Source organism: Bacillus xiapuensis (assembly GCF_002797355.1).
GTDB lineage: Bacteria > Bacillota > Bacilli > Bacillales > Domibacillaceae > Bacillus_CE > Bacillus_CE xiapuensis.
The window spans coordinates 844,704-869,622 of the sequence record NZ_KZ454939.1; the positions used below are offsets into that span (position 1 = coordinate 844,704).

At 45.7% G+C, this 24,919-nt stretch carries 19 protein-coding genes and 1 CRISPR repeat array; of the genes, 17 read left to right on the plus strand and 2 right to left on the minus strand.

Annotation, left to right across the window (positions count from 1 at the left end):
• Positions 1 to 80: 80 nt before the first annotated feature.
• A complete protein-coding gene (locus tag CEF20_RS04260; RefSeq protein ID WP_100330624.1) occupies positions 81 to 422 on the minus strand; it encodes a hypothetical protein in 342 nt (113 codons plus the stop codon).
• A 122-nt stretch (positions 423 to 544) separates the two neighbouring features.
• Here CEF20_RS04260 and CEF20_RS04265 point away from each other — a divergent pair, with 122 nt between their 5' ends.
• From CEF20_RS04265 to CEF20_RS04315, 11 genes are all read left to right on the plus strand, one after another.
• Complete coding sequence (locus tag CEF20_RS04265) at positions 545 to 1,306, plus strand: SDR family NAD(P)-dependent oxidoreductase (RefSeq protein ID WP_100330625.1); 762 nt, start codon at positions 545 to 547, stop codon at positions 1,304 to 1,306.
• Positions 1,307 to 1,517: 211 nt separating this feature from the next.
• Positions 1,518 to 3,947, plus strand: a complete 2,430-nt coding sequence (locus tag CEF20_RS04270; RefSeq protein WP_100330626.1) for a CRISPR-associated helicase/endonuclease Cas3 — start codon at positions 1,518 to 1,520, stop codon at positions 3,945 to 3,947.
• Between the two features lie 12 nt (positions 3,948 to 3,959).
• Positions 3,960 to 4,673 (plus strand): type I-C CRISPR-associated protein Cas5c, encoded by a 714-nt coding sequence (gene cas5c / locus CEF20_RS04275; protein ID WP_100330627.1) that lies wholly within the window; start codon positions 3,960 to 3,962, stop codon positions 4,671 to 4,673.
• Positions 4,674 to 6,563: a type I-C CRISPR-associated protein Cas8c/Csd1 gene (gene cas8c, locus CEF20_RS04280; protein ID WP_100330628.1), complete on the plus strand. Its 1,890-nt coding sequence runs from the start codon at positions 4,674 to 4,676 to the stop codon at positions 6,561 to 6,563.
• 19 nt (positions 6,564 to 6,582) lie between these two features.
• The gene (cas7c, locus tag CEF20_RS04285; protein ID WP_100330629.1) at positions 6,583 to 7,446 is read left to right on the plus strand and encodes a type I-C CRISPR-associated protein Cas7/Csd2; all 864 of its coding nucleotides are present in this window, start codon (positions 6,583 to 6,585) and stop codon (positions 7,444 to 7,446) included.
• Entirely contained in the window at positions 7,436 to 8,095 is a 660-nt protein-coding gene (gene cas4 / locus CEF20_RS04290) for a CRISPR-associated protein Cas4 (protein WP_100330630.1), read from the plus strand. The genes cas7c and cas4 overlap by 11 nt, the downstream gene beginning before the upstream one ends.
• Positions 8,092 to 9,123 carry a type I-C CRISPR-associated endonuclease Cas1c gene (gene cas1c / locus CEF20_RS04295; protein WP_100330631.1) on the plus strand — a complete coding sequence of 344 codons (1,032 nt, stop codon included), beginning with the start codon at positions 8,092 to 8,094 and terminating at the stop codon, positions 9,121 to 9,123. Before cas4 ends, cas1c begins: the two co-directional genes overlap by 4 nt.
• A gap of 9 nt (positions 9,124 to 9,132) precedes the next feature.
• Entirely contained in the window at positions 9,133 to 9,423 is a 291-nt protein-coding gene (gene cas2 / locus CEF20_RS04300) for a CRISPR-associated endonuclease Cas2 (protein WP_100330632.1), read from the plus strand.
• Between the two features lie 167 nt (positions 9,424 to 9,590).
• Positions 9,591 to 12,077: direct repeats of the CRISPR family, unit length 32 nt; unit sequence GTCGCACTCTACATGAGTGCGTGGATTGAAAT.
• Between the two features lie 154 nt (positions 12,078 to 12,231).
• On the plus strand, positions 12,232 to 12,708 hold the full coding sequence (locus tag CEF20_RS16515) for a hypothetical protein (protein WP_232713367.1): 477 nt from the start codon (positions 12,232 to 12,234) through the stop codon (positions 12,706 to 12,708).
• A 444-nt stretch (positions 12,709 to 13,152) separates the two neighbouring features.
• Positions 13,153 to 16,110 (plus strand): formate dehydrogenase subunit alpha, encoded by a 2,958-nt coding sequence (gene fdhF, locus CEF20_RS04310; RefSeq protein WP_100330634.1) that lies wholly within the window; start codon positions 13,153 to 13,155, stop codon positions 16,108 to 16,110.
• Positions 16,103 to 16,651, plus strand: a complete 549-nt coding sequence (locus tag CEF20_RS04315; protein WP_100330635.1) for a helical membrane plugin domain-containing protein — start codon at positions 16,103 to 16,105, stop codon at positions 16,649 to 16,651. Before fdhF ends, CEF20_RS04315 begins: the two co-directional genes overlap by 8 nt.
• A 67-nt stretch (positions 16,652 to 16,718) precedes the next feature.
• Here the strand turns inward: CEF20_RS04315 and CEF20_RS04320 are convergent, their stop codons facing one another.
• Positions 16,719 to 16,850 carry a YpzI family protein gene (locus CEF20_RS04320; protein ID WP_100330636.1) on the minus strand — a complete coding sequence of 44 codons (132 nt, stop codon included), beginning with the start codon at positions 16,848 to 16,850 and terminating at the stop codon, positions 16,719 to 16,721.
• Positions 16,851 to 17,165: 315 nt separating this feature from the next.
• On the opposite strand from CEF20_RS04320, the gene CEF20_RS04325 reads away from it, so the two are divergent.
• The 6 genes from CEF20_RS04325 (at position 17,166) to CEF20_RS04350 (ending at position 24,914) form a co-directional block, all read left to right on the plus strand.
• Positions 17,166 to 17,345, plus strand: coding sequence for a YjzC family protein (locus CEF20_RS04325; protein WP_100330637.1), 180 nt, complete (start codon positions 17,166 to 17,168; stop codon positions 17,343 to 17,345).
• 14 nt (positions 17,346 to 17,359) lie between these two features.
• Positions 17,360 to 17,521 (plus strand): small acid-soluble spore protein K, encoded by a 162-nt coding sequence (gene sspK / locus CEF20_RS04330; RefSeq protein ID WP_100330638.1) that lies wholly within the window; start codon positions 17,360 to 17,362, stop codon positions 17,519 to 17,521.
• A 153-nt stretch (positions 17,522 to 17,674) separates the two neighbouring features.
• Entirely contained in the window at positions 17,675 to 18,169 is a 495-nt protein-coding gene (locus tag CEF20_RS04335; protein ID WP_100330639.1) for a CarD family transcriptional regulator, read from the plus strand.
• Positions 18,170 to 18,266: 97 nt separating this feature from the next.
• Positions 18,267 to 18,500 carry a group-specific protein gene (locus CEF20_RS04340; RefSeq protein ID WP_100330640.1) on the plus strand — a complete coding sequence of 78 codons (234 nt, stop codon included), beginning with the start codon at positions 18,267 to 18,269 and terminating at the stop codon, positions 18,498 to 18,500.
• Positions 18,501 to 18,830: 330 nt separating this feature from the next.
• The gene (gltB, locus tag CEF20_RS04345) at positions 18,831 to 23,411 is read left to right on the plus strand and encodes a glutamate synthase large subunit (RefSeq protein WP_100330641.1); all 4,581 of its coding nucleotides are present in this window, start codon (positions 18,831 to 18,833) and stop codon (positions 23,409 to 23,411) included.
• A gap of 18 nt (positions 23,412 to 23,429) precedes the next feature.
• Complete coding sequence (locus CEF20_RS04350; RefSeq protein ID WP_100330642.1) at positions 23,430 to 24,914, plus strand: glutamate synthase subunit beta; 1,485 nt, start codon at positions 23,430 to 23,432, stop codon at positions 24,912 to 24,914.
• Positions 24,915 to 24,919: the final 5 nt, after the last annotated feature.

Sequence of the window (24,919 nt, forward strand, 5' to 3'; positions counted from 1 at the left end):
GTCCCGGCGATTACGGGAAGTTGGAGGCCTGTATTAGTTTGGAGCAAAGCAAAGTCTCCGCATACTTACAAGCCGTTCGCTTATTGTTTTTCATAATATAAGTAGGTATAGTGGCTAGTAGGAACGGTTTTTTGGATACGGCCATGCCCATCCCGGTAAATTTCATATTCGCGGTACGTCTCAACGATGCGGTGTCCGATTTCTTCTATGTCCACAATTTTTTCTTCCAGTTCAAACACGGGCGGCTGATACGGAAGCGCTTCTTCGCTTGGCTCAGCTGCAGCAAACATAGAAGCTGGTTTTGGAGCGGCTGCCTCTTTCTCTTCATCCAACAGCAGGCGAGAAGAGAAGTCTAAGCTTGTGGCAGCGGCAATCAGAATGGCAAGAGCAGGGAATAGAATAAAAATCCGCTTTTGTTTCATGTATAAGGCTCCTTCTGGTCAAACATGAAATTGCTATCATTCTATGAGCATTGTCTCTATAATATTCATCTTGAAACGGGAAAGAACGCTATGTCAGTTATCTATAGAAAGGTGAGATTGAAATGGATTTGCAATTACAGGATAAAAACGTATTAATCACCGGAGGATCAAAAGGAATCGGCAAGGCGATTGCCCGCGTGTTTGTGTCTGAGGGAGCGAATGTGGGCATCGCCGCGCGCGATATTCAGGCTTTAGAGAGCGCGAAAGCTGAGCTTGGAGGGAAGGTTGCTGTTTATTCAGCGGATGTGGCAAAGTCTGAAGAGCGAAAAGAGCTGATTCAATCGTTTGTATCCGAGCATAAAACGGTGGATGTGCTCATTAATAACGCCGGCGGCAGCAGCGGCGGAGCAGCCACAGAGACAGAGATGGACGTATTTTATCAAGCGATGGAGTTAAATTACTTCTCGGCCGTTCACTTAAGCAAATTAGCCATAGAGCATATGAAACGGGCGGGGAAAGGAGCAATCATTAATATTACATCTGTCTTCGGCAGGGAAAGCGGGGGAAAGGTGACTTATAACAATGCCAAGTCTGCGCTGATCAGCTACACAAAGGCGTTGGCGGACGAAGTGATAGCGGATGGAATTCGCGTGAACAGCATTGCTCCCGGAAGCATCTTACATGAAACGGGCAACTGGAAAAAGCGCTTCGAGAAAGATCCTGAAAAAATTCGGGCGTTCGTCAAGCGTGAAATTCCTGCGGGTCGATTTGGCACACCGGAAGAAATTGCAAATGTCGCCGCTTTCCTCGCCTCCGACAAAGCTTCTTGGATCGTTGGAGCTAGCATCAACGTCGATGGCGGACAGTCCAGAATGAATTTTTAAACCATCAGGGGTTTATCGCCTAATAGAAAACAGGTGATGAGCTCCTTTTTATTATGAAGAGAATTTTTTCAGTGGAATCTGATTTTTTAGTAATAATTTTTTGTTTGATATTGTAAAAATATGATAAAATAGGTCTATAATTGGCGCGAAAGACCATTTTATCCAAAAAAAACGAAAGCTGCTCACAGGATGATAAAGAGGAGGAAGATGAGTGGAATTTATTGCCCATATCCGGGAGAGAGACCGTCAAGTACAGACCGTTCAGCAGCATTTATTAGAAGTGAAGGATTTAGCGGAATCCTACGGAGAAAAGCTTGGAATAACCCATATTACCGGGTTAGCTGGAATGCTGCATGATGCAGGCAAGTATACTCAGGAATTCAAACAGTACATAGTAGAAGCAGTCAATAATCCGGAAGCTCCGCCTAGGAGAGGGAGCGTCGATCATTCTACTGCAGGGGGAAAATTGCTGTATGAGCTATTTCATACTGGAGAGAAGATTCATCCTTATAAAGCGATTTTAGCGGAAATTGTGGGGAATGCGATTATCTCCCATCATTCATATTTACAGGATTTTTTAAATCCGGAGCTGAAGTCGAACTATTTATCTAGAGTGCGAGATAAGGAATTAGCTGAGTTCCGGCTGATAAAGAAAGAATTTTTTGAACATATTATGAGTGAAGAAGAATTTCTGGAATATGTTGATCAGGCTGCGGAAGAGCTGCAGAGCTTTCTAGCAAAGAAACCGCCTGAACATTATGATAAACAGTTCATGTTTTTGTCGAAGTTTATCTTTAGTGCATTAATTGACGCTGATCGAACGAATACAAGATGCTTTGAAGAAAATCAGGATAACGAATCAACAGCAAATATCAAAGAGCGGTTCGATTGTTATTATCAAAGATTGCTGGAAAAAATTCATTCCTTGCAACAACATCCAAACGCGGATTCACCTATCAATCTTTTAAGAGCGGAGATGTCCAATCAATGTGACGAATTTGCTGAAAAACCATCAGGCATTTACACATTGTCAATTCCGACAGGCGGAGGAAAGACATTAGCCAGTTTAAGGTATGCCTTAAAGCACGCCAAGCTTTATGACAAAAAGAGAATCATTTATGTCGTTCCGTTTACAACCATTATAGAACAGAATGCCGAGGAAGTAAGGAGCATCTTAAAGGATGATGAGCACATTTTGGAGCATCATTCGAATGTCATTGAGGATGCCGGAGATCACGATGAAAATCAAGACGGCTTCACGAATGTTCAACAAAAACTGAAGCTGGCAAAAGATAATTGGGATGCTCCTATTATCTTTACAACGATGGTCCAGTTTCTAAATGTGTTCTACGCTAAAGGAAGCCGAAATATCCGAAGGCTTCATAATTTGAGTGAGTCGGTTATTATTTTTGACGAAGTCCAAAAGGTGCCTGTTTCCTGTGTCAGCTTATTCAATCAGGCGTTAAATTTCTTGAAAAACGATGCGCACTCAAGCCTCGTTCTCTGCACAGCGACTCAGCCAGCGCTAGACTTTGTGGAACATAAATTGGAGATCAATACAGACGCTGAAATGATTGGCAATTTAGAGGAGGCAGCAAAGAGATTTACTCGTGTGAGAATGATTGACCGAGCGACGGGTGAAGCATTCAATACAGACAAGCTTGCGGATTTTATTCAGTCCAAAATGGAAGATGTCCAAAATGTGTTAGCCATTTTAAACACGAAAACGGTTGTGAAAGATTTATATAATCAACTCGTCAATCGAAAGCTGGATATCCCTGTTTATCACTTAAGCACATCCATGTGTGCGGCACATAGAAAGGCGATTTTAGATAAAGTGAGGAATCTTCTGAAGCAGGGAAATAAAGTGATTTGTATAAGCACGCAATTAATTGAAGCGGGTGTGGATGTTAGTTTTGATTGTGTAATTCGCTCATTGGCGGGATTGGATTCGATTGCGCAAGCGGCCGGCAGATGCAATCGCCACGGAGAGAAGGAAATACAAAATGTTTATGTGATCGATCATGCGGAAGAAAATCTCGACCGCTTAAAAGAAATAAAGGCAGGGAAACTCATTTCAAAGAAAATTCTTGCCGATCTTCAGCGCGATGAAACGAATCACGGTGGCCATCTTTTATCCATGCAAGCGATGGAGAGGTATTTTAAAGAATATTATACGGAATTTGAATCTGATTTGAATTATTTTATACCAGCACTGAAAAAGGAAATGACGGAATTATTGACCGCTTCCAAAGCAAGCAGCAGTTATGCCGCAGCCTATTACCGGAAGGAAAAGCAGCCCGTCCCCTTGTTCATTGTCAACAGCTATTATACAGCAGCAGAGCATTTCCGTGTCATCAATGATCAAACGACATCGGTGCTTGTTCCGTACGGAGAGGGAAAAGAGATCATTGCAGAATTCAATAGCAATAGAACGATCGCTGAGCTCTCACAGCTGCTGAAGAAAGCTCAGCCTTACACCGTCAGTCTTTACAGCCATGAAAAAAGCCAATTAGAGAAAAATGAAGGGATCGTCCGTTATCTTGACGGGAAAATCTTAGCATTAAAAGAAGGCGCTTATCATGTAGACTATGGTCTTGATTTGGCAAATGAAAGCAAGTCTGGCTCTCTATTTATTTAAGGAGGTGAGCATATGAGAAACGGCATTGAGTTCGAGGTCTTCGGTGATTATGCGCTATTTACCGACCCGCTGACGAAAATGGGCGGGGAGAAACTATCGTATCAAGTTCCCACGTATCAAGCGTTAAAAGGAATAGTGGAAAGCATCTATTGGAAGCCCACTTTATTAATGATTGTAGATGAAGTGCGCATCATGAATGCCATTAAAATGGAGTCGAAAGGGATTCGGCCGATGGACTATGGCGGCGGAAATACGTTAGCGAATTACACGTATTTAAGAGATGTTCGCTACCAGGTGCGGGCTCATTTCATCTTCAATCCCCATCGGCCCGATATGGCCTTTGACCGCAACGAACACAAGCACCATAACATCCTAAAGCGTTCCCTTAAAGCGGGCGGGCGCCGGGACATTTTTCTCGGAGCGAGGGAATGCCAAGCTTATGTCGAGCCATGTGTGTTTGGCGAAGGGAAAAGCTTTTATGACCAATACGGTGAGATTCATCTCGGCCCGATGGTGCATGGGATTAATTATCCAGATGAAACGGGAAGGGAAGAAATGGAAGTCCGTCTGTGGAATCCGGTGATGAAGAATGGAGTCATCCAATTCATCCGGCCGGATCAATGCACGCAAATTCGCAAGATCAGAGAGATGGAAATGAAGCACTTTGACCAAAACAACGTGAAATCCGCAGAGGAAGAAGAGAAGCTGGAGATAGGAGGTGAGTAAATGAGCTGGCTATTGAATTTATATGAAACGTATGAAGCAAATCTTGATCAAGTGGGAGTCATTGAAAAAAAATACAATGATAAGGAGTTCACTTTGCTTCCTATTTCACATACGACGCAAAATGCCCATATTGAAGTAGAAATTACGGAGGATGGAGAGTTTCATTCAGCGGCCGTTATTGATAAAAGTGATGCCAGTACGCTGATTCCGTGCACAGAAGAATCCGCTAGCCGAGCAGGAGCCAAGATAGCCCCTTATCCGCTGCATGATAAATTAAGCTATGTGGCAGGAGACTTCGTCGCTTATGGCGGAAAAATAAAAAAAGAAGAGCCGTTTACCTATTATATTGCCCAACTAGAAAAATGGGCGAACTCTCCATATGGTCATGACAAGGTGAAAAGCATTTATCAATATTTGAGCAAAAAACAATTAATTCATGATCTAGTGAAAGAAAAGGTGCTGTTTCTTGATGAAAATGACCGCTTAATTGATAAATGGGAGAAAAAATATGAAGCCTTGCATGGGGACAAGCCCGATATTTTTTCGGTGGTGAGCGGCGGTCAAGAAAGTGCCTTTATCCGTTTTAATGTGCGTTCACCTAATCAACTGTTAACGAAGGTCTGGAAGGATCAAGACGTATATAACTCTTTCATTCATTATTATCATGAGCTGCTGAGTGATGAAGATCTTTGTTACATAACAGGACGAAAACTGCCAAGCACGGAGAGGCACGCCAATAAAATCAGAAATGCAGCAGATAAAGCAAAGTTAATTTCAGCCAATGATACGAGCGGCTTTACATTCAGAGGACGCTTTAACAGCAGCAAGGAAGTCGCCAATATTAGCTATGAGGTGTCGCAAAAAGCGCATAATGCTTTGAAATGGCTCATTCATCGCCAAGGAAAAATAGTCGATCAGCGGGTGTTTCTTGTATGGGAAAACGATGAGGCGAATACGCCGGATCCAACCGAAGATACCTTTTCTCTTGTGCCAGCTGCTGCCGAGAAGAACAAAAAAATATCATTTACCAATCAAGAGTTTGCCGGAGAAATGGCTAAGGCGTTTGAAGGTTATAAGAATGACTTAAAGCAGCAAGCAAACATCAATATTATGATTTTAGATTCTGCTACGACAGGCCGTTTAGCTGTACTCTACTATCGGAACATGGATAAGGAGCTGTATTTAGAACGGCTAGTGAAATGGCACTCTACTTGCGTGTGGCTTCATCGATACCGCAAAAATGGCCAAGGGGAATTTATTCGTTTCTACGGAGCTCCGGCAACGAAAGATATTGCCTTCGCTGCCTACGGTCCAAAAGCCAATGAAAAAGTCGTGAAGGGGCTTATGGAGCGGATGCTGCCTTGTATTATAGATCAGCGAAATATTCCGTTAGATATTGTTAAAAGCGCTTTTTATCGAGCGTCCAATCCAGTGTCGATGGAGAAATGGGAATGGGAAAAGACGCTCAGCATTGCTTGTGCATTAATCAACAAAAAGGAGGGGTACGATTTGGCATTAGATACCGAAAATAATGACCGCGATTATCTATTTGGCCGTTTACTGGCCGTTGCGGATGTATTAGAAAGACGCGCTTTAGGAGCGGATGAAACGCGTGCAACCAATGCAATTCGATACATGAATTCGTTTTCCAAGCATCCAGAGCGCACATGGAAAACAATTCAGGACAGTTTGCAGCCATATCAAGCCAGATTGGGGACAAAGGGACTGTATTTGTCAAAGTTAATTGATGAAATCGCGTCCAAAATGAATTATGAGGATTTTAATAATAAACCGTTATCAGGAAAGTATTTATTAGGATTTTACAGCCAGCGACATGAATTATACCAAAAGAAAGAAAACAATAAAGCAACTGATCAGACGGCTAATTAAAAAAAAGGGGGCTATCAATATGACTATTTTAGATCATAAAATTGATTTTGCTGTTATCTTAACTGTCAACAAAGCGAATCCCAATGGAGATCCGCTAAATGGAAACCGTCCGCGGCAAAACTATGACGGCTATGGGGAAATATCCGATGTAGCGATAAAAAGAAAGATCAGAAACCGCCTTCAAGACATGGGCGAAGCCATTTTCGTCCAATCCAATGATCGAACAACCGACCAGTTTAAGAGCTTAAAAGAACGGGCCGAAGCGGTCGAGGAATTACAGAAAATACTAAAGTCAAAAGAGAGCTCACCGGATGCCTTTGCGACACTTGCCTGCCAAACATGGCTGGACGTTCGCAGCTTTGGACAAGTCTTTGCTTTTAAAGGATCCGGAAAGGGGAATGGTGTCTCAGTCGGGGTCAGAGGCCCGGTGTCCATTCACACGGCTACAAGCGTGGACCCTATTGATATTACCAGCATGCAAATTACGAAGAGCGTCAATTCGGAACCCGGAAAGGAAAAAAGCTCTGATACGATGGGAATGAAGCATCGAGTAGACTTTGGTGTGTATGTTTTTTACGGGAGCATAAACACACAATTGGCAGAGAAAACCGGGTTCACGTTGGAGGATGCCGAGAAGATCAAACAAGCGCTTGTCACTTTATTCGAAAATGACGCTTCCGCGGCGCGCCCGGAAGGCAGTATGGAGGTCAACAAGGTCTATTGGTGGGAGCATAACTCCAAGCTGGGGCAATACTCCTCTGCTAAAGTCCATCGCTCCCTTACGATCAGCAGCAAGGTGGAAGAGCCGAAATCACTGGACGATTATACGATCACACTTCAAGAGCTGGATGGTCTGCGTGCAGAGGCAATAGATGGCCTATAATGAGGAAGACGACGATCTCATGCTGTCCGGCATCCAGCATTTTCAGTTTTGCAGGAGGCAATGGGCGCTCATTCATATTGAACAGCAGTGGGCAGAAAATGTGCGGACAATTGAAGGCCAGCATCTTCATACAAAAGCGGATCAGCCATTTTTAAGAGAAAAGCGAGGTGCCAAGCTGATTGTCCGCGGCATGCCTGTGAAATCAAACGAGTTACGCATCACTGGCATTTGTGATGTAGTGGAATTTATTCAAGATCGAAATGGGGTAGAAATCAGCGGGGCGGAAGGCAAATATGCCGCCTTCCCCGTGGAATATAAGCGAGGGAAGCCCAAAAAGAATGACTCCGATATCCTGCAACTAACAGCTCAAGCGCTCTGTTTAGAAGAAATGCTGCTTTGTGAAATAAACACAGGGTACGTGTACTATCATGAGATCAAACACCGCGTTGAAGTGCCGATCACGGCAGAGCATAAACAGAAAGTGAAGTCTGTGGTGGCAGAAATGCAAGGCTATTATCAGCGAAAGCATACCCCTAAAGTAAAAACAGGAGCCTTCTGCAACAGCTGTTCCCTTCAAAATATTTGCTTACCAGCGCTAATGAATAAACGGTCGGTAAAAAGCTATATTGAAGGGAAGATCAGCGAATGAAAAAACTATTGAATACACTGTTTGTCATTCAGCCCGATGCTTACTTATCATTAGACGGTGATAATATTGTTGTTTTAAAAGAACAAGAGAAAATGGGAAGAGTGCCGCTGCATAATATAGAATCTATCGTCACGTTTGGGTACACAGGGGCAAGTCCCGCTTTAATGGGCTACTGCGCAGATCGGCATATCTCCTTAGTGTTTATGACGAAAAACGGCCGTTTTCTAGCCAGAGTCATTGGACAAAGCAAAGGGAATGTCCACTTAAGAAAAAGGCAATATCGCATATCAGAAGATGAAGAAGCTTCGGCCAAAATAGCCAGGAACTTTATCGTTGGCAAAATATATAATCAAAAATGGATGATTGAAAGAATGACAAGAGATCACCCTTTGCGAGTGGATACAGCTCAGCTGAAAGAAGTGTCCAAACAGCTTACCTCTATCCTTTTAGAGGTAAGATCATGTGACAGCTTAGAAAACTTGCGAGGCTGGGAAGGACAAGCTGCTGTCAGCTACAATAAAATCTTCAATCAAATGATTTTACAACAAAAAGAGGATTTCTATTTTCACCTGCGTTCAAGAAGACCTCCCCTGGATAACGTGAATGCCATGTTATCATTCGCTTATACATTATTAGCCAATGATATGGCTGCGGCCCTGGAAGGTGTCGGTTTGGATGCATATGTTGGTTTCCTGCACCGGGATCGGCCAGGAAGAGCCTCTTTAGCTTTAGACGTAATGGAAGAATTAAGAGGCATATACGCCGATCGTTTTGTCTTGTCCCTAATCAATAAAAAAAAGATGAACAAAGACGACTTTTTCAAAAAAGAGAATGGAGCCGTGATCATGACGGACGAAGCAAGGAAAAAGTTTCTGGCTGATTGGCATAATAAAAAGCTAGACCAAATCACGCACCCATATCTGGGAGAAAAGATCTCCTGGGGATTAGTCCCCCACGCACAAGCCCTATTATTGGCGCGTTTTTTACGCAATGACCTTGACGAATACCCGCCATTCTTATGGAAGTAGGTGAGAAATTTGCTAGTCCTCATCACTTATGACGTCAGCACAGCCCACAGCTCTGGGAACAAGCGATTACGCAAAGTAGCAAAAACATGTCAAAACTACGGCCAGCGAGTCCAAAACTCAGTATTTGAATGCATCGTAGACGCCGCCCAGCTAGCTGCCCTAAAAATAGAACTAACTAGCATCATCGACAAAGATCAAGACAGCCTCAGATTTTACAAACTAGGCAATAACTATAAAAATAAAGTAGAGCACATAGGCGCCAAAGAATCCATCGACCTAGAAGGACCTTTAATACTCTAGTGCGAACCTGAAGTGCACACGAAATCCCTGAAGCATTCGCACCTGAAATTCTCAGATTTCCTTATAAATTTTGTAATATTTGTAACATTGGTCCTTGCTTTCTTGAGGAAATAGCGTGTTTTTGAGCAAAAAACACTTCTTTCACCCCTTTTTGCCCAAAAATCGCTGTCGCACTCTACATGAGTGCGTGGATTGAAATTCATCATTTGTCCCTCCTATTTTTTAATAAAAGCGTCGCACTCTACATGAGTGCGTGGATTGAAATAATAGCTTTTTGAGCGCCAGCCTTTTCGCTTTCTGGTCGCACTCTACATGAGTGCGTGGATTGAAATAGCTTGTAAATGGTTAAAATAAACGTTAAACATGTCGCACTCTACATGAGTGCGTGGATTGAAATATTTAGTAACTTATCAAAACAAAATATTGTATGATCGTCGCACTCTACATGAGTGCGTGGATTGAAATTACAACCGAGGTGTACGATTTGAAAGCGGAGGACCCAGTCGCACTCTACATGAGTGCGTGGATTGAAATTATTTTAACTATGGAATTACAAGAAGTTGAAGAGTCGCACTCTACATGAGTGCGTGGATTGAAATCTCTGCACGCTTATGCAGTTTATCGCCGTATTCCTGTCGCACTCTACATGAGTGCGTGGATTGAAATCGTCATGAATAAAGCATCTGATTTATCAGTATTAGTCGCACTCTACATGAGTGCGTGGATTGAAATCACACTTAATATTCCACATATCCTACACATACATTAGTCGCACTCTACATGAGTGCGTGGATTGAAATATCGCTAAGTATCGGGCGAAGCCCCTCAAGCACGGTCGCACTCTACATGAGTGCGTGGATTGAAATTATCCCGTTTAACTCATAATTTAATTGATATGTGTCGCACTCTACATGAGTGCGTGGATTGAAATTATTGCCTACTTTATAGGTTGTATCTGTTGTTTGTGTCGCACTCTACATGAGTGCGTGGATTGAAATGCTATCAACTCCTCCGAAGCATCCTCGCAAACAACGTCGCACTCTACATGAGTGCGTGGATTGAAATCGTTATTGTACGTAACATTGAATCAACTGACTCAGTCGCACTCTACATGAGTGCGTGGATTGAAATCAATTGGCCACGTTACATCTTGCTTGTAAGTCCGCGTCGCACTCTACATGAGTGCGTGGATTGAAATTTTGTTGTGATCCCGTTTAGATTGTCTAAATATCGTCGCACTCTACATGAGTGCGTGGATTGAAATTTTTTAACCATCAAACCAATATAAGCCTTTGCAGTCGCACTCTACATGAGTGCGTGGATTGAAATCACACGGTCAATAAATTTATTGACTTTTGACATGTCGCACTCTACATGAGTGCGTGGATTGAAATATTCGTCATGCTAGGATGACGAGAAGATATAACCATGTCGCACTCTACATGAGTGCGTGGATTGAAATAAACTGAATCAACTAACAACGATGCACAAACAAATGTCGCACTCTACATGAGTGCGTGGATTGAAATACTATGGTTTGTTTTCTTTGTTCTCATAATCCAAGTCGCACTCTACATGAGTGCGTGGATTGAAATGTGTTTCGGGTTTCGGTTTTTGTACTGCAACCTGGTCGCACTCTACATGAGTGCGTGGATTGAAATCACATGCAAATGGGGAGTTTTTTCGTCCATGTGGTCGCACTCTACATGAGTGCGTGGATTGAAATGGGTCAGCGGAATCAAAACAACATCAGATTTGCGTCGCACTCTACATGAGTGCGTGGATTGAAATTCGTTAGGGTACTCGCCGAATCTCTCGTAATATCGTCGCACTCTACATGAGTGCGTGGATTGAAATATATGCTCTTTAAGACGCTTAGTGACCTTATCATTGTCGCACTCTACATGAGTGCGTGGATTGAAATACAAACTCCAATAGGTTAATTGAATCAGCGTTTTCAGTCGCACTCTACATGAGTGCGTGGATTGAAATGCAATGGTCGTGATGAAAAAGTTTACGAAATTGCGTCGCACTCTACATGAGTGCGTGGATTGAAATAAGGAAGCCATGACGAAATTTAAGAATGGCGAAGTCGCACTCTATATGAGTGCGTGGATTGAAATCGAACGCTATGGCGAGCAAAATATTGCTTATGCGTCGCACTCTACATGAGTGCGTGGATTGAAATATCTGCAAAATCGATGATCGGGCAGAGGCAGACCGTCGCACTCTACATGAGTGCGTGGATTGAAATAACCTAGAGCAAGACGACACTTTGTCGATGGTCAACGTCGCACTCTACATGAGTGCGCGGATTGAAATGGGAGCAAGCATTTGAGGTTGTAGAGTGCCGTACTTGTCGCACTCTACATGAGTGCGTGGATTGAAATACCCCTTTAGCTTTGAGTTTATCAACATATTTTTTGTCGCACTCTACATGAGTGCGTGGATTGAAATAAGGCGCCAAATGGCGAAATCCTTACAGAATGTTGTCGCACTCTACATGAGTGCGTGGATTGAAATTACGTCCGTAACAACGTAAAGGCTTCTCAATTGCGTCGCACTCTACATGAGTGCGTGGATTGAAATGTACCACTGCTGACCTGGTTGAAGATACTCAAGGTCGCACTCTACATGAGTGCGTGGATTGAAATTAGAGCTAAAAGGGATCGTCTGGGAGACGGAGCGGCATACGATTTGTATTTGACGCACGACGTGTTGTTTCAGCTGTCACACATTATCAAAACCATGCAGTAAAAAGGCTTAAAAACAGTGGACTACCAACGCTTTCTTATAAGTAACAGTAAATTGGCAGATAGTTCAGGGTATGGGGCTACAGCCGGAGTCTGCGCCGCCCTACCCAATGAATCCATTGAAGATAGAGAGATAGAAAGCGTAAATAGGGTTCACTACCCTAAATCATTAAAAACTTCCTATTCTCTATTGGATAACGCTAAAAACGAAACCGAAAAGAGGAAAACGCAAATACGAAAGAACGTGCTGAATAACTGGCTTAAAAACTATTACGCTATGAAAATGCAAGCCAAAGCCGTTCATGCCAAAAACAGCGGCGAAAGCACCAAAACCAAAGCAGAAAGAGCCGCCGAGTGGCTGACGTATTTTCATGAACGCCTTCAAGGGCTGCTCGAAATGGAACGAAACATGATCAAAAAGAAATACTTGGAAGTCGAAAAGATCGGGCAATATCCAACCGATGATATCGTGATCAGCGAACTCTTTATCGGCCAGCGGCGGACAGACCAAAACGCAGCGGGAACCGATTAAGATTCGTATTCCATAACCATGTAAAGGATGTGCGCTGCCCTTCTCTGGAAACTGGAGCTACCGCCTTATTGTTTTCGCTAATATACTTTGCGTTTTCCGTTTTAAATTTTTCTTCGAATTGTTTAGCCGCGCAGATACACCTCGATACAGTTGATTTATTTGTGATAACAAGCATCCGACCATCCTACCTCAAGGGCTTGTCTGATCCTTAAACACCTCTCCGTTCACCGCCTAATAACCTTCCGAATTCACCGAGCGCTTCCGCATGGCGGCCCGTTTCATATGGGAACATGCGGTCTTAAACAATGTCCCATTTAATATAGGCCCCCAGTTTTGCCGGCAAAATAGTTTATTCAAGGAAAAATTGGGGAAAGTTAAGATGAATTTATTTTTAAGATTGGGTCTGCGATTAGTTTGGCGGAAATTAATAAGGAGGTTCTCACAATGACGCAGTATGTGGATGTGACAATTAATGGACAGAAAGTAAAGGTGCCTAGCCAGTCTTCTGTCATGCAGGCTGTTCAGGAGCAGGAGATTGAAGTGCCGAATGTCTGTTATCATCCGGGCCTTGGTGCCATCGAAACCTGTGATACATGTATCGTGGAGGTGAACGGGGAATTTGTTCGGTCCTGCTCTGCGACTGTGCAAAACGGGGATGTGATTAACACAGCCTCACCAGAAGTGAAGCGGGCGCAGAATATCGCGATGGACCGGATTTTATATAATCATGAGCTATATTGTACGGTGTGTGACTATAACAACGGCCGGTGTGAAATACATAACACAGTCAAGGAAATGAAAATTGAACACCAGAGCGAACCGTTTACGCCGAAGCCGCATGAAGTGGATCGGAGCAACCCGTTCTACCGATACGATCCCGATCAATGTATTTTATGCGGCCGCTGTGTGGAAGCGTGTCAGGACGTGCAGGTGACGGAAACGCTGTCTATTGACTGGAGTCTTAAACGGCCCCGTGTCATTTGGGATAATGGCGTAAGCATCAATGAATCTTCCTGCGTATCCTGCGGCCATTGTTCGACAGTGTGTCCGTGCAATGCCATGATGGAAAAAGGAATGGAAGGGGAAGCGGGCTATTTAACCGGCATCGACAAGAAAACGCTTCGTCCAATGATTGAAATCACGAAAAATGTTGAAACGGGATACAGCTCCATCATGGCCATTTCTGACATGGAAGCGGCAATGCGGGAAGCGCGGGTAAGAAAGACGAAGACCGTTTGTACGTATTGCGGCGTGGGCTGCAGCTTTGAAGTGTGGACGAAAGACCGAGAGATATTAAAGGTTGAACCGCTGATGGAAGCACCTGCAAATGGCATTTCCACCTGCGTGAAAGGAAAATTCGGCTGGGATTTTGTCAATAGCAAAGAGCGGCTGACCAAGCCGCTCATCCGTGAAGGCGATACCTTCCGTGAAGCGGAATGGGAAGAGGCCCTCAATTTGATTGCTAAAAAGTTCACCGAAGCGAAGGAGACGTACGGACCGGATTCGCTCGCTTTTATCAGCTCCTCTAAATGTACGAATGAGGAATCGTATTTGATGCAAAAGCTGAGCCGGGCGGTCGTGGGTACGAATAACATCGACAACTGTTCCCGCTACTGCCAAACGCCGGCTACGGTCGGGCTGTTCCGCACGGTTGGCTACGGAGGAGATTCCGGAACGATTAAAGATATCGAAAAAGCCGCTCTTGTGCTGGTGGTAGGATCAAACACATCTGAATCCCATCCCGTTTTAGCTACGAGAGTAAAACGGGCCCACAAGCTGAATGGCCAAAAGCTGATTGTGGCTGATCTGCGCAAGCATGAAATGGCGGATCGCTCGGATCTGTTTATTCAGCCGAAGCCGGGAACGGATCTCGTCTGGATTTCAGCTGTTGCAAAATACATCCTTGATAACCAAATGGAAGACAAAGAATTTTTGAAAACGCGTGTGAATGGGCTGGATGAATATATTCAAAGTCTTGAACCGTATACGATGGAATACGCTGAGAAGGTGACGGGGGTAGCGAAAGAAGAGCTCATTCAAATCGCTGAAGCTATTCACCAAGCGCCTTCCACTTGCATCCTTTGGGCGATGGGGGTTACCCAGCATGTCGGGGGAAGCGATACAAGCACAGCCATTTCAAATTTGCTGCTGATCACCGGAAACTATGGAAAACCGGGAGCGGGCAGTTACCCGCTGCGGGGCCATAACAACGTACAGGGAGCCGGCGATTTTGGAGCCATGCCGGATCGATTGCCAGGATATGAGAAAATAACGGATGAAGCCGTGCGCCGCAAGTATGAAAAAGCCTGGAACGTGAAGCTGCCAAAAGAACCGGGAATGAATAATCATGAAATGGTTGCGGGCATTCACTCTGGAGATGTCAAGGTTATGTACTTAAAAGGGGAAGAAATGGGCATGGTGGATTCAAACTTAAACTATGTTCATGAAGCTTTCGAGAAGCTGGATTTCTTCGTCGTACAAGACATTTTCTTTTCGAAGACAGCTCAATACGCGGATGTTGTGCTGCCGGCGGCTCCTTCCTTTGAAAAAGAGGGAACCTTCACCAACACCGAGCGCCGGATTCAGCGCCTGTATGAAGTGTTTGAGCCGCTGGGTGAGTCCAAGCCGGACTGGCAAATCATTATGGAAGTGGCCAACAGCTTAGGTGCCGGCTGGGAGTATCAGCACCCAGGCGAGATTATGGAAGAAGCCGCAAGCTTGATAGAGCTTTATGCCGGTGTCACTTATGAACGCTTAGAAGGCTTTAACAGCCTGATGTGGCCGGTAGCTGAGGACGGCACAGACACTCCGCTTCTATTCACCGACCGCTTCCCGTTTCCTGATGGAAAAGCGAGATTGTATCCTGTGAAATGGACCGAACCGATCCAATATGAAGAGGAATACGATTTGCATGTCAATAACGGGCGCATGCTGGAGCACTTCCACGAAGGCAATTTGACATATAAATCGGAAGGCATCACTTCGAAAACGCCGAGTGTTTTCCTAGAGGTTTCGCCGGAATTGGCGAAAGAGAGAGGGCTTGAAGACGGAACGGTCGTACGTCTGACGTCTCCATACGGAAATGTAAAAGTGCCGTGCGTCGTAACGGATCGGGTAAAAGGAAAAGAAGTGTACTTGCCGATGAACGACTCTGGAGAAGGAGCGGTCAACTACTTAACGAGCAGCTATGCCGATAAGGACACGGATACGCCTGCGTATAAAGAAGTGAAGGCCAAAATGGAAATACTGCAAGCGAAAGGTGAAAATCCGCTTCCGCGCATCAATCATCGCCGCGGAAATCCAAACCCCCAAATCGGCGTAGAAGTGGAGAAAAAGTGGGCGCGGCCTGATTACATCTTCCCAGGGGATCTTGTTAAGAAGGGAGTGAAAAAAGGTGGCTAGAGCAATCACTCAGATCCAGCGCGCCGAAATAACGGAAGAAGAGCAGCGGCTCCAGGACTTACAAGAAATCGAAGCCATTTTGATTGAACATAAGGATTCATTGAGAGCTTTTCTTGAAGTGCTTGAAAAAGTGAATGAACGGGGCGGATTAGATTTAGCTTCCGGTTTGTTTGAACGCGGGGATGAAGTTCTCCACGTGCTTGTGAAAGCGGCTGATCATCCGGGAGCGACGAATATATTGAAAAACGGCTTGCTTTTAATCGGAGCGCTCGGCCGGCTAAACATCGAGAAGATGATGCCTATTATTGAAAAGCTAAACGGCGGCATTGAGCAGGCTTCTGAATGGAGCGAAGGAGAGCGTTCTCTTATAAGTCTGATTGGCCAAACCAATTGGAAGGAGAACCTAATGTTTTTAATGGCTTTTCTAAAGGGAATCGGTGGTTCCAAAGAAAAGCAAGGAGAAGAAAAGAACAAAAGCGGATGGCTGATTGCAGCGGCCGGCCTATCTCTGGCGGGGCTGATGCTGCTGAGAAGAAGATGAAGAAGATTAGGGGATGTTCCGTTTAAAGCGGAACATCCCCCTTTGCTTTAAAGTGCGGGTAAGGCCGTTACTCAATCGGCTTACCGGCTTCCCCTTCTTTTTCAAACCTCGCTGAACCTGGATAATGCAGCGATTGGTCCCGGTCAGATTCTGTTTTTTTCTGATGCTTGAGTTTCTTTTCTTGGCGATCCTTTCCCATTTTCATCACCTCCCTTTATCCCGCATGGAAGATGCCGCAAGACTTCTCTTCAAGAAGGGAGCGGGGAACCCAACGACTTAAGGAGGATTCCGGCACCTGCATGCCCGATGACAAAGGCGCTGTAGCAGGAAACTGCGATGGCAGCCTTTGTCCGTCTTTTTAACAGCGGGGGATGAGCCCCCCCTGCTACTTTATAAGCTCTCCATTTGAAAGGCATTCATTCTTGCTGCATTAGAACAAATGAAAGTCATAATTGCTTTTATCTCAGGAGACAATAAAAAAGCAAGCGATCAACGGGTAAAGGGAGTGAATAGAATGGGGCAAAGCCATCAGTTTAAACCGGGGCAAAAGGCGCCGAATAATGGAAATTACGTTGAAATCGGCGAAACCGGCAGCACAGTCAACAACCCGAAAAAAGTGAAATTGCATGCCGGCGATACGTTCCCGGATACAACGAATAAAGATCGCGTCTGGATGTATCAGCGCAAACCGTAAGAGGAGGACTAAGGATGAGAAACAAAGCAAAAAATCTTTCTCAAGATATGAATGTGGAGGCCGGAAAAGCGCGGGCAAAGGCTCAATATGCTTCCAAAAGAGCCAACGGCACCAATCAAACGAACCCGCAAGAGCGGATGATAGCTTCCAATCAGCGAGAATCCAATGATACATGAGGACAGATCGTCTAAAAACCAGCCGAATTGGCTGGTTTTTTTATAAAAAAGTTAATATAAAATCATTGACTGTTAACGAATGTGTATGTTATTATTATAAATTTGTTAAAAACCATGAACTATGTTATCCTTGTATTAAGAAGGTTCGAATACTTGGAGGTTGATGGTATGTTTCAAATAGGCGATTATATCGTGTATCCGCTGCATGGAGCCGGGGTAATTGAAGCGATTGAAGAAAAGGAAGTGCTGGGGAAGAAACGGGAGTATTGTGTGATGAACTTTCTGATTAATCAGTTGCGGGTCATGATCCCGATTGAACGGATGTCTCAAGCCTGCGTGCGGAAGGTGGCAGACACGGAAACGATGAAAGAAGTGCTGAAGCGTGTATGTTCAGGAACGACCGATCCATCCATTCCGTATAAACAAAGATATAAAGTGAATATGGAGAAGCTAAAAACAGGCCGCCTGGAAGAAGAAGCGGAAGTTATTCGCGATCTCATGCGGATGGACAAAGAGAAAAAGCTGAATTCAAGCGAAAAGACGATGCTGCGAGATGCACAAAGATATGTAGTGAGCGAAGTGGAATTAATTAAAGGGGTTACAGAAGAGGAAGCGGCGAAACTATTGAGAAAACGAATGACGGTTTAACGGGGCGGAGAAAAGAAAACAGGCGTGGCCTCATTCGTTGTATAAGGACTGCTGAATTGTTATTCTTATTACGAACAATAAACGAGAGGTGTTTCATGTGGGAAAATGTCAAATCGATCATTCGCTGGAGGATGTAAAACGGAAATTAGCCAGTCAGCAAAATTTTTTATCTGGTGAGTTATATCAAGATCTTCAAGTGTTTCTTCAGAAAACTCCAACTCAAGCGGAACTTAATGAAGCGTTTCACCTTTTAAAGAAGTATGATCTGTCTCCTGAAGAAGAACAAGAGCGCAGAAATCAAGCATTTCGTCAGCTGATGAACCGCCAATGAAGCAGAGGGGCGGCCATGTTAGCTGCAAGAAGAAGGGGTTACCGGTCTTCTTAAATGCAAAAGGGCATCCGGCAGTCAAAGAATGGACTTGCTGGAAAGCCCTTTTTTTTGTTGAGAAAATGGTGTTTCACTTAGCGGCAATAATGTGCTGATCATTTATTGGATTAATCATTCTTAAAAAGTGATTGATTTGATATGAACAATATATTGTTTAGATGAACAAAAGAACACTATAATGAATTACAAGCTCAATGATGAATGGTTAATTAAAATTAAAATATTCCCAATATTAAGTTTTTTATAACGAGCGAAACAAGGAAGGGTGATCACATGAACCAGATAAAGCCGCCTAAGCAGCAAGGACTCTACCATCCAGCATTTGAACATGATGCCTGCGGAATTGGGTTCGTTGCCAATATAAAAGGTAAGTCTTCTCGGGAAATCATTAAGCAGGGCATTATGATGCTTTGCCGGCTGGAACATCGCGGCGGTCAAGGGGATGATCCAGAAACAGGAGACGGAGCGGGAATCATGGTGCAAATTCCACATCCATTTTTTCAAGAGGCATGTTCAGAATTTCACATTCCTGCCCCTGGAGCGTACGGCGTGGGAATGCTGTTCTTGCCTCAAAGTTTACAGTCCCGGACTCAATGTGAAGAGCTATTCAATCAAATCATTGAAGAAGAAGGCCAGACATTGCTGGGCTGGAGAACGGTACCGGTGGATGACACGGCAATAGGGGAATCAGGCAAACAAAGCCAGCCGTGTATTCGCCAAGTGTTTATTGCTAAAGCGAATGCTGAAATGGATGAGCAGGCGTTCGAGCGCAAGCTGTATGTGATTCGCAAGCGCGCTGAACAAGCGGTTGCTTCAGAAATGCTGGCGGGGGAGGAGAGCTTCTATGTTGCCAGTCTATCCACACGGACGATTGTGTATAAAGGGATGCTGACACCTGGACAATTGGATATGTATTACTTGGATCTGCAGCATAGCGCCTTTACATCCGCTTTTGCCCTTGTCCATTCACGCTTTAGCACAAATACCTTTCCGACCTGGGAAAGAGCGCATCCAAATCGCTACTTGATTCACAACGGCGAGATTAACACCCTAAAGGGCAATGTGAATTGGATGAAAGCCCGCGAACAGCTGTTAGAATCGAGTTCTTTTGGTGAAGACCTGAAGAAAGTTCTGCCGATTATCGATCTTTCAGGCAGCGATTCATCCATGTTTGATAATTGCTTTGAATTCCTCGTTCTTTCGGGCCGTCCGCTGGTTCATGCGGCGATGATGATGATCCCTGAGCCTTGGGATCAAAATGAATTGATGGATGATCAGCTGCGGGCTTTCTATGAATATCACAGTCACTTGATGGAGCCTTGGGACGGTCCGGCGGCTATGGCATTTACCGATGGCAGACAAATTGGAGCAATGCTGGACCGCAATGGGCTTCGGCCGGCCAGATATTATGTGACAAGCGATGATATGATCATTTTTGCTTCAGAGGTGGGCGTGCTTGATATTCCGCCCGAAAATGTGGTGGAAAAAGGAAGGTTAAGCCCGGGAAAGCTGCTTCTCGTTGACTTAACTGCCGGAGAGCTGCTGACGAATGAACAGATTAAGCGCAGCATAGCGGCTGCCAAGCCGTATAATCAATGGCTGGAAGAGAACTTGATTCACATCGATGATCTGAAAGCAGAAGGGGAGGTAAGCGAGCAAGAGCTGGACTCTCTCACTGCCTGTCAGAAAGCTTTTCTCTATACGTATGAGGAAGTGGATAAGCAGCTCAAGCCTATGGCCAGCGAAGGCAAAGAACCGATCGGATCGATGGGGAATGATACGCCATTAGCGGTGCTGTCGAATCAGCCGCAGCTGTTATACCATTATTTTCAGCAGCAATTCGCGCAAGTGACGAATCCTCCAATTGATGCGCTTCGGGAGCAGTTTGTTACCTCCACGGTTACATGGCTGGGAGGAGAAGGGAATTTGCTTGAGCCTTCGGAAAAGAACTGCCGGCGAATCCGTCTGGAAACCCCGATTTGTACAAATGAGCAGCTGGCTAAGCTGCATCAGCAGCTTCATCCTGAATTTCGCACACTTACCGTATCCGCTCTTTTTGAAGCAAACAAGGGGGAAGAAGCGTTAGAGGAAGCATTGCAGCGCTTATTTCAAAGAGCTGATCAGGCGATTGAGAAAGGCGCCCGCTTGATTGTGCTGTCGGATCGCGGAATGGATCCTGATTGGGCGGCCATCCCTTCTTTGCTGGCTGTTAGCGGATTGCATCATCATCTGGTGCGGCAAGGAACGCGCACAAAGGTAAGCATTATCGCGGAAACAGGAGAAGCGCGGAACGTCCATCAATTTTGTCTGCTGCTCGGCTATGGAGCAGATGCGATTAATCCATATCTGGCTTTGGCTGCCGTTAAAGAAATGGTCGCCGCTGGACAAATTCAGCATCCGACCTATGAGGAAGCGGAAAAGACTTATATTCAGGCTGCGACAAGCGGAATCGTCAAAGTTCTATCCAAAATGGGTATTTCCACTGTGCAAAGCTACCGCGGCGCGCAAATATTTGAAGCAATCGGAATTGGCCGTGAGGTGATTGACAAGTACTTCACGGGCACAGTTTCCCAATTGGGCGGCATAACGATAGAAACGATCGCCAAAGAAACGCTGCTGCGGCACAGACAGGCGTTTCATGCGAACAGCAGTCAGGAACTGGAGCCGGGGAGCGACTTTCAATGGCGTCATCATGGCGAACACCATGCGTTTCGCCCGACAACCATTCACACTCTGCAGCATGCTTGCCGGACGAATGATTATATACTTTATAAAAAGTATGCTGAGATGGCGAATGAAGAACAGCTTATTTTTCTCCGCAGCTTGTTTCAGTTCAAGGAAACCGAATCGATTGCGATCGAAGATGTGGAATCGGTGGAATCGATTTGCCGCCGCTTTAAAACGGGCGCAATGTCCTATGGCTCTTTAAGCAAGGAAGCGCATGAAACGCTGGCAATCGCCATGAACCGCCTCGGCGGCAAGAGCAACAGCGGAGAAGGGGGAGAGCATCCAAGCCGCTATCTTCCTGATGAAAACGGCGATTTGCGCCGAAGTGCGATTAAGCAAGTTGCTTCCGGCCGCTTCGGTGTAACTAGCCATTACCTAGTCAACGCTGATGAGATCCAAATCAAGATGGCTCAAGGTGCGAAGCCGGGAGAGGGAGGTCAGCTGCCCGGGGAGAAAGTTTATCCATGGATTGCCGAAGTTCGAGGCTCCACTCCCGGCGTAGGACTGATTTCACCTCCGCCGCACCACGATATTTATTCTATTGAAGATTTGGCTCAGCTGATTCACGACGTGAAAAACGCCAATCCGAACGCGAGGGTCAGTGTAAAGCTGGTGGCCAAAGCTGGCGTGGGAACCATTGCAGCCGGTGTGGCTAAGGGGTTGGCAGATGTCATTCTAATCAGCGGCTATGAAGGAGGCACTGGAGCATCTCCTCGAACGAGTATTAAGCATGCCGGAATTCCATGGGAACTGGGCCTGGCAGAAACTCATCAGACGCTGGTGCTCAATAAATTGCGTGATCGGGTTGTACTGGAAGCGGATGGGAAGATGATGACGGGCCGCGATGTTGTGATCGCTGCATTGCTGGGCGCGGAGGAGTTCGGCTTCGCCACGGCACCGCTGGTTGTTTTAGGCTGTGTGCTCATGCGGGTTTGCCATCTTAATACGTGTCCGGTCGGTGTAGCTACGCAAAATCCGGAGCTGAGAAAGAAGTTTATGGGCTCGCCTGAGCATGTGGAGAATTTCATGCGTTTTATCGCGCAGGATGTCCGTGAGATCATGGCAAGATTAGGGTTTAAAACAATGGATGAAATGATAGGGCGCACAGATGTCTTAACGATAAATGAGAAAGTGAAGTCCCATTGGAAGGCGCAATATTTAGACTTGTCGCCGCTTTTGCATCAGCCAGCCGGGGATGGAAAAGTCGGAATGTTCAATCAAATTTCTCAAAATCATCGGTTGGACGAATCACTTGACCGGAGAGAAGTAATTCCTCTTTGCCAGCCGGCTATTGAGAGACAGCAAAGAGTTTATGGCCAGTTGCCGATCCAAAATGTTGACCGCACAGTCGGGACGATTCTCGGCTATGAAATTACTAAGAAGTACGGTCAGGAAGGGCTTCCCGCTGGTACCATCCAGCTTGAATTTAACGGATCGGCCGGTCAAAGCTTCGGTGCCTTTTTGCCGAAAGGAGCCGTGTTCACGATCAATGGCGATGCCAACGACTATGTAGGCAAAGGATTATCCGGCGGAACAATCATTGTGAAGCCTCCGGAGAAGTCGAATTATCAGCCTGAAGAAAACAGCATAATTGGAAATGTTGCTTTCTACGGCGGGACATCCGGCGAGGCATATATACACGGTTTAGCCGGTGAGCGCTTCTGTGTCCGAAACAGCGGAGTGACTGCGGTGGTAGAGGGCATTGGCGACCATGGATGTGAGTATATGACAGGCGGACATGTGGTCGTGCTTGGTTCCGTCGGAAAAAACTTCGCCGCTGGAATGTCCGGAGGAACGGCTTATGTGTTTGCCGGCGATCAAGACCTCTTTAGACATTTATGCAATAGGGAAATGGTTCTCCTAGAGCCGTTAGAGCAGCTTGATGACCAAGAGAAAGTCAAGCAGATACTGCAAAATCATTACAAATATACGAATAGCCCGAAAGCTTGCCGCATTCTCAATGATTGGGAGAAATGTTTGCCGCAGTGGGTGAAAGTAATTCCAAAAGAATATAAGCAGATGATCGAATCGATTGAACAAATGCGCCAAGCCGGTCTTCAGCAAGAGGAGGCGCTATTGTCCGCTTTTACTGAAAGGCTGAAGCCGAAAAACCTAGAGCTTGCATAAGAAGGATGTGAACAAAGCGTGGGGAAAGCAACAGGATTTATAGACTATCCAAGAGAATTGCCGCCGGAGAGGGAACCGAAGAAGCGCATCGGGGACTGGAAGGAGCATAACCAAGCATGGCCGGAAGAAAAATGGCGGCAGCAAGGCGCGCGCTGCATGGATTGCGGAACGCCATTTTGCCACACGGGCATTCAATATGAAGGAGCGGCGCTGGGATGTCCATTGTATAACTTGATTCCGGAGTGGAACGATCTTGTGTACCGGGGCCGCTGGAAGGAGGCCCTGAGCCGGTTATTAAAGACAAATAACTTCCCGGAGTTCACCGGCCGGGTATGCCCCGCTCCTTGCGAGGGCTCCTGTACAGTAGGGATTTACGATCCGCCCGTTGCCATCAAAGGGATCGAGCGGATGATTGTTGATAAAGGATTTGCTGAAGGATGGATCGTTCCATCCCCTCCAAAGAAACGCACAGGAAAAAAAGCAGCGGTCGTTGGGTCAGGGCCGGCCGGGCTAGCTTGCGCGGATCAATTAAACAAAGCGGGACATTCCGTAACTGTCTTTGAGCGAGCAGATCGCATCGGCGGACTGCTGATGTATGGCATTCCGAACATGAAGCTTGAAAAAGAAATCGTTGACCGGCGAATCCGGCTGCTTCAAGAAGAAGGCATTCAATTTGTTACCAATACGGAAGTGGGTAAGGATATTCTTCCAGAGCAGCTGCGCTCGCAATATGATGCAGTTATTCTTTGCACAGGCGCTCAAAACCAGCGGGATTTGAACATCCCTGGGCGAGAGCTGCAAGGCATTCATCTGGCGATGGAGTATTTAACCTTAAATACGAAAAGCCTGCTCGACTCCAATTTGGAAAACGGAGAGTATATTTCGGCGAAAGGAAAGGATGTCATTGTAATTGGCGGCGGGGATACCGGAGCGGATTGCGTCGCCACCGCCCTGCGGCACGGCTGCCGGTCCATCGTTCAGTTCGGCAAGCACCCTAAGCTGCCGTCCGAACGCAGCGCCGCCAATCCTTGGCCGCAGTTCCCGCAGGTTTTTTCTCTTGATTACGCTTATCAGGAAGCGCTGGAGCAAACGGGGAAGGATCCGCGTGAGTACTCCGTTTTAACAAAGCGGTTTTCCGGGGATTCAAACGGCCAAGTTCAAGCTCTTCATACCGTCCAAATGAAGAAAATAATCGGAGAAGACGGGCGCGCGGATTTTCAGGAAATCCCGGGAACAGAAAAAACTTGGCCGGCTCAGCTCGTGCTGATTGCTGTCGGCTTCCGCGGACCGGAGAGAGAGGTGATGGACGCATTCGGACTCGACTATGATAACCGCTGCCGTGTCAAGGCCTCATTCGGCAAATATACCACGAATATCCCTGGTGTATTTGCGGCCGGAGATGCACGCAGAGGCCAAAGCTTAATTGTCTGGGCGATTAATGAAGGGCGCGGGGCTGCGCGCGAATGTGACCGCTATTTAATGGGAGACACCATTTTACCTTAGACAGA

Excerpts from the sequence above, each read along its gene's own strand:
- CEF20_RS04260 (WP_100330624.1), bottom strand. The coding sequence starts at position 422 with ATGAAACAAAAGCGGATTTTTATTCTATTCCCTGCTCTTGCCATTCTG.
- CEF20_RS04265 (WP_100330625.1), top strand. The coding sequence starts at position 545 with ATGGATTTGCAATTACAGGATAAAAACGTATTAATCACCGGAGGATCA.
- cas5c (WP_100330627.1), top strand. The coding sequence starts at position 3,960 with ATGAGAAACGGCATTGAGTTCGAGGTCTTCGGTGATTATGCGCTATTT.
- cas8c (WP_100330628.1), top strand. The coding sequence starts at position 4,674 with ATGAGCTGGCTATTGAATTTATATGAAACGTATGAAGCAAATCTTGAT.
- cas7c (WP_100330629.1), top strand. The coding sequence starts at position 6,583 with ATGACTATTTTAGATCATAAAATTGATTTTGCTGTTATCTTAACTGTC.
- cas4 (WP_100330630.1), top strand. The coding sequence starts at position 7,436 with ATGGCCTATAATGAGGAAGACGACGATCTCATGCTGTCCGGCATCCAG.
- cas1c (WP_100330631.1), top strand. The coding sequence starts at position 8,092 with ATGAAAAAACTATTGAATACACTGTTTGTCATTCAGCCCGATGCTTAC.
- fdhF (WP_100330634.1), top strand. The coding sequence starts at position 13,153 with ATGACGCAGTATGTGGATGTGACAATTAATGGACAGAAAGTAAAGGTG.
- CEF20_RS04320 (WP_100330636.1), bottom strand. The coding sequence starts at position 16,850 with ATGGGAAAGGATCGCCAAGAAAAGAAACTCAAGCATCAGAAAAAAACA.
- CEF20_RS04325 (WP_100330637.1), top strand. The coding sequence starts at position 17,166 with ATGGGGCAAAGCCATCAGTTTAAACCGGGGCAAAAGGCGCCGAATAAT.
- sspK (WP_100330638.1), top strand. The coding sequence starts at position 17,360 with ATGAGAAACAAAGCAAAAAATCTTTCTCAAGATATGAATGTGGAGGCC.
- gltB (WP_100330641.1), top strand. The coding sequence starts at position 18,831 with ATGAACCAGATAAAGCCGCCTAAGCAGCAAGGACTCTACCATCCAGCA.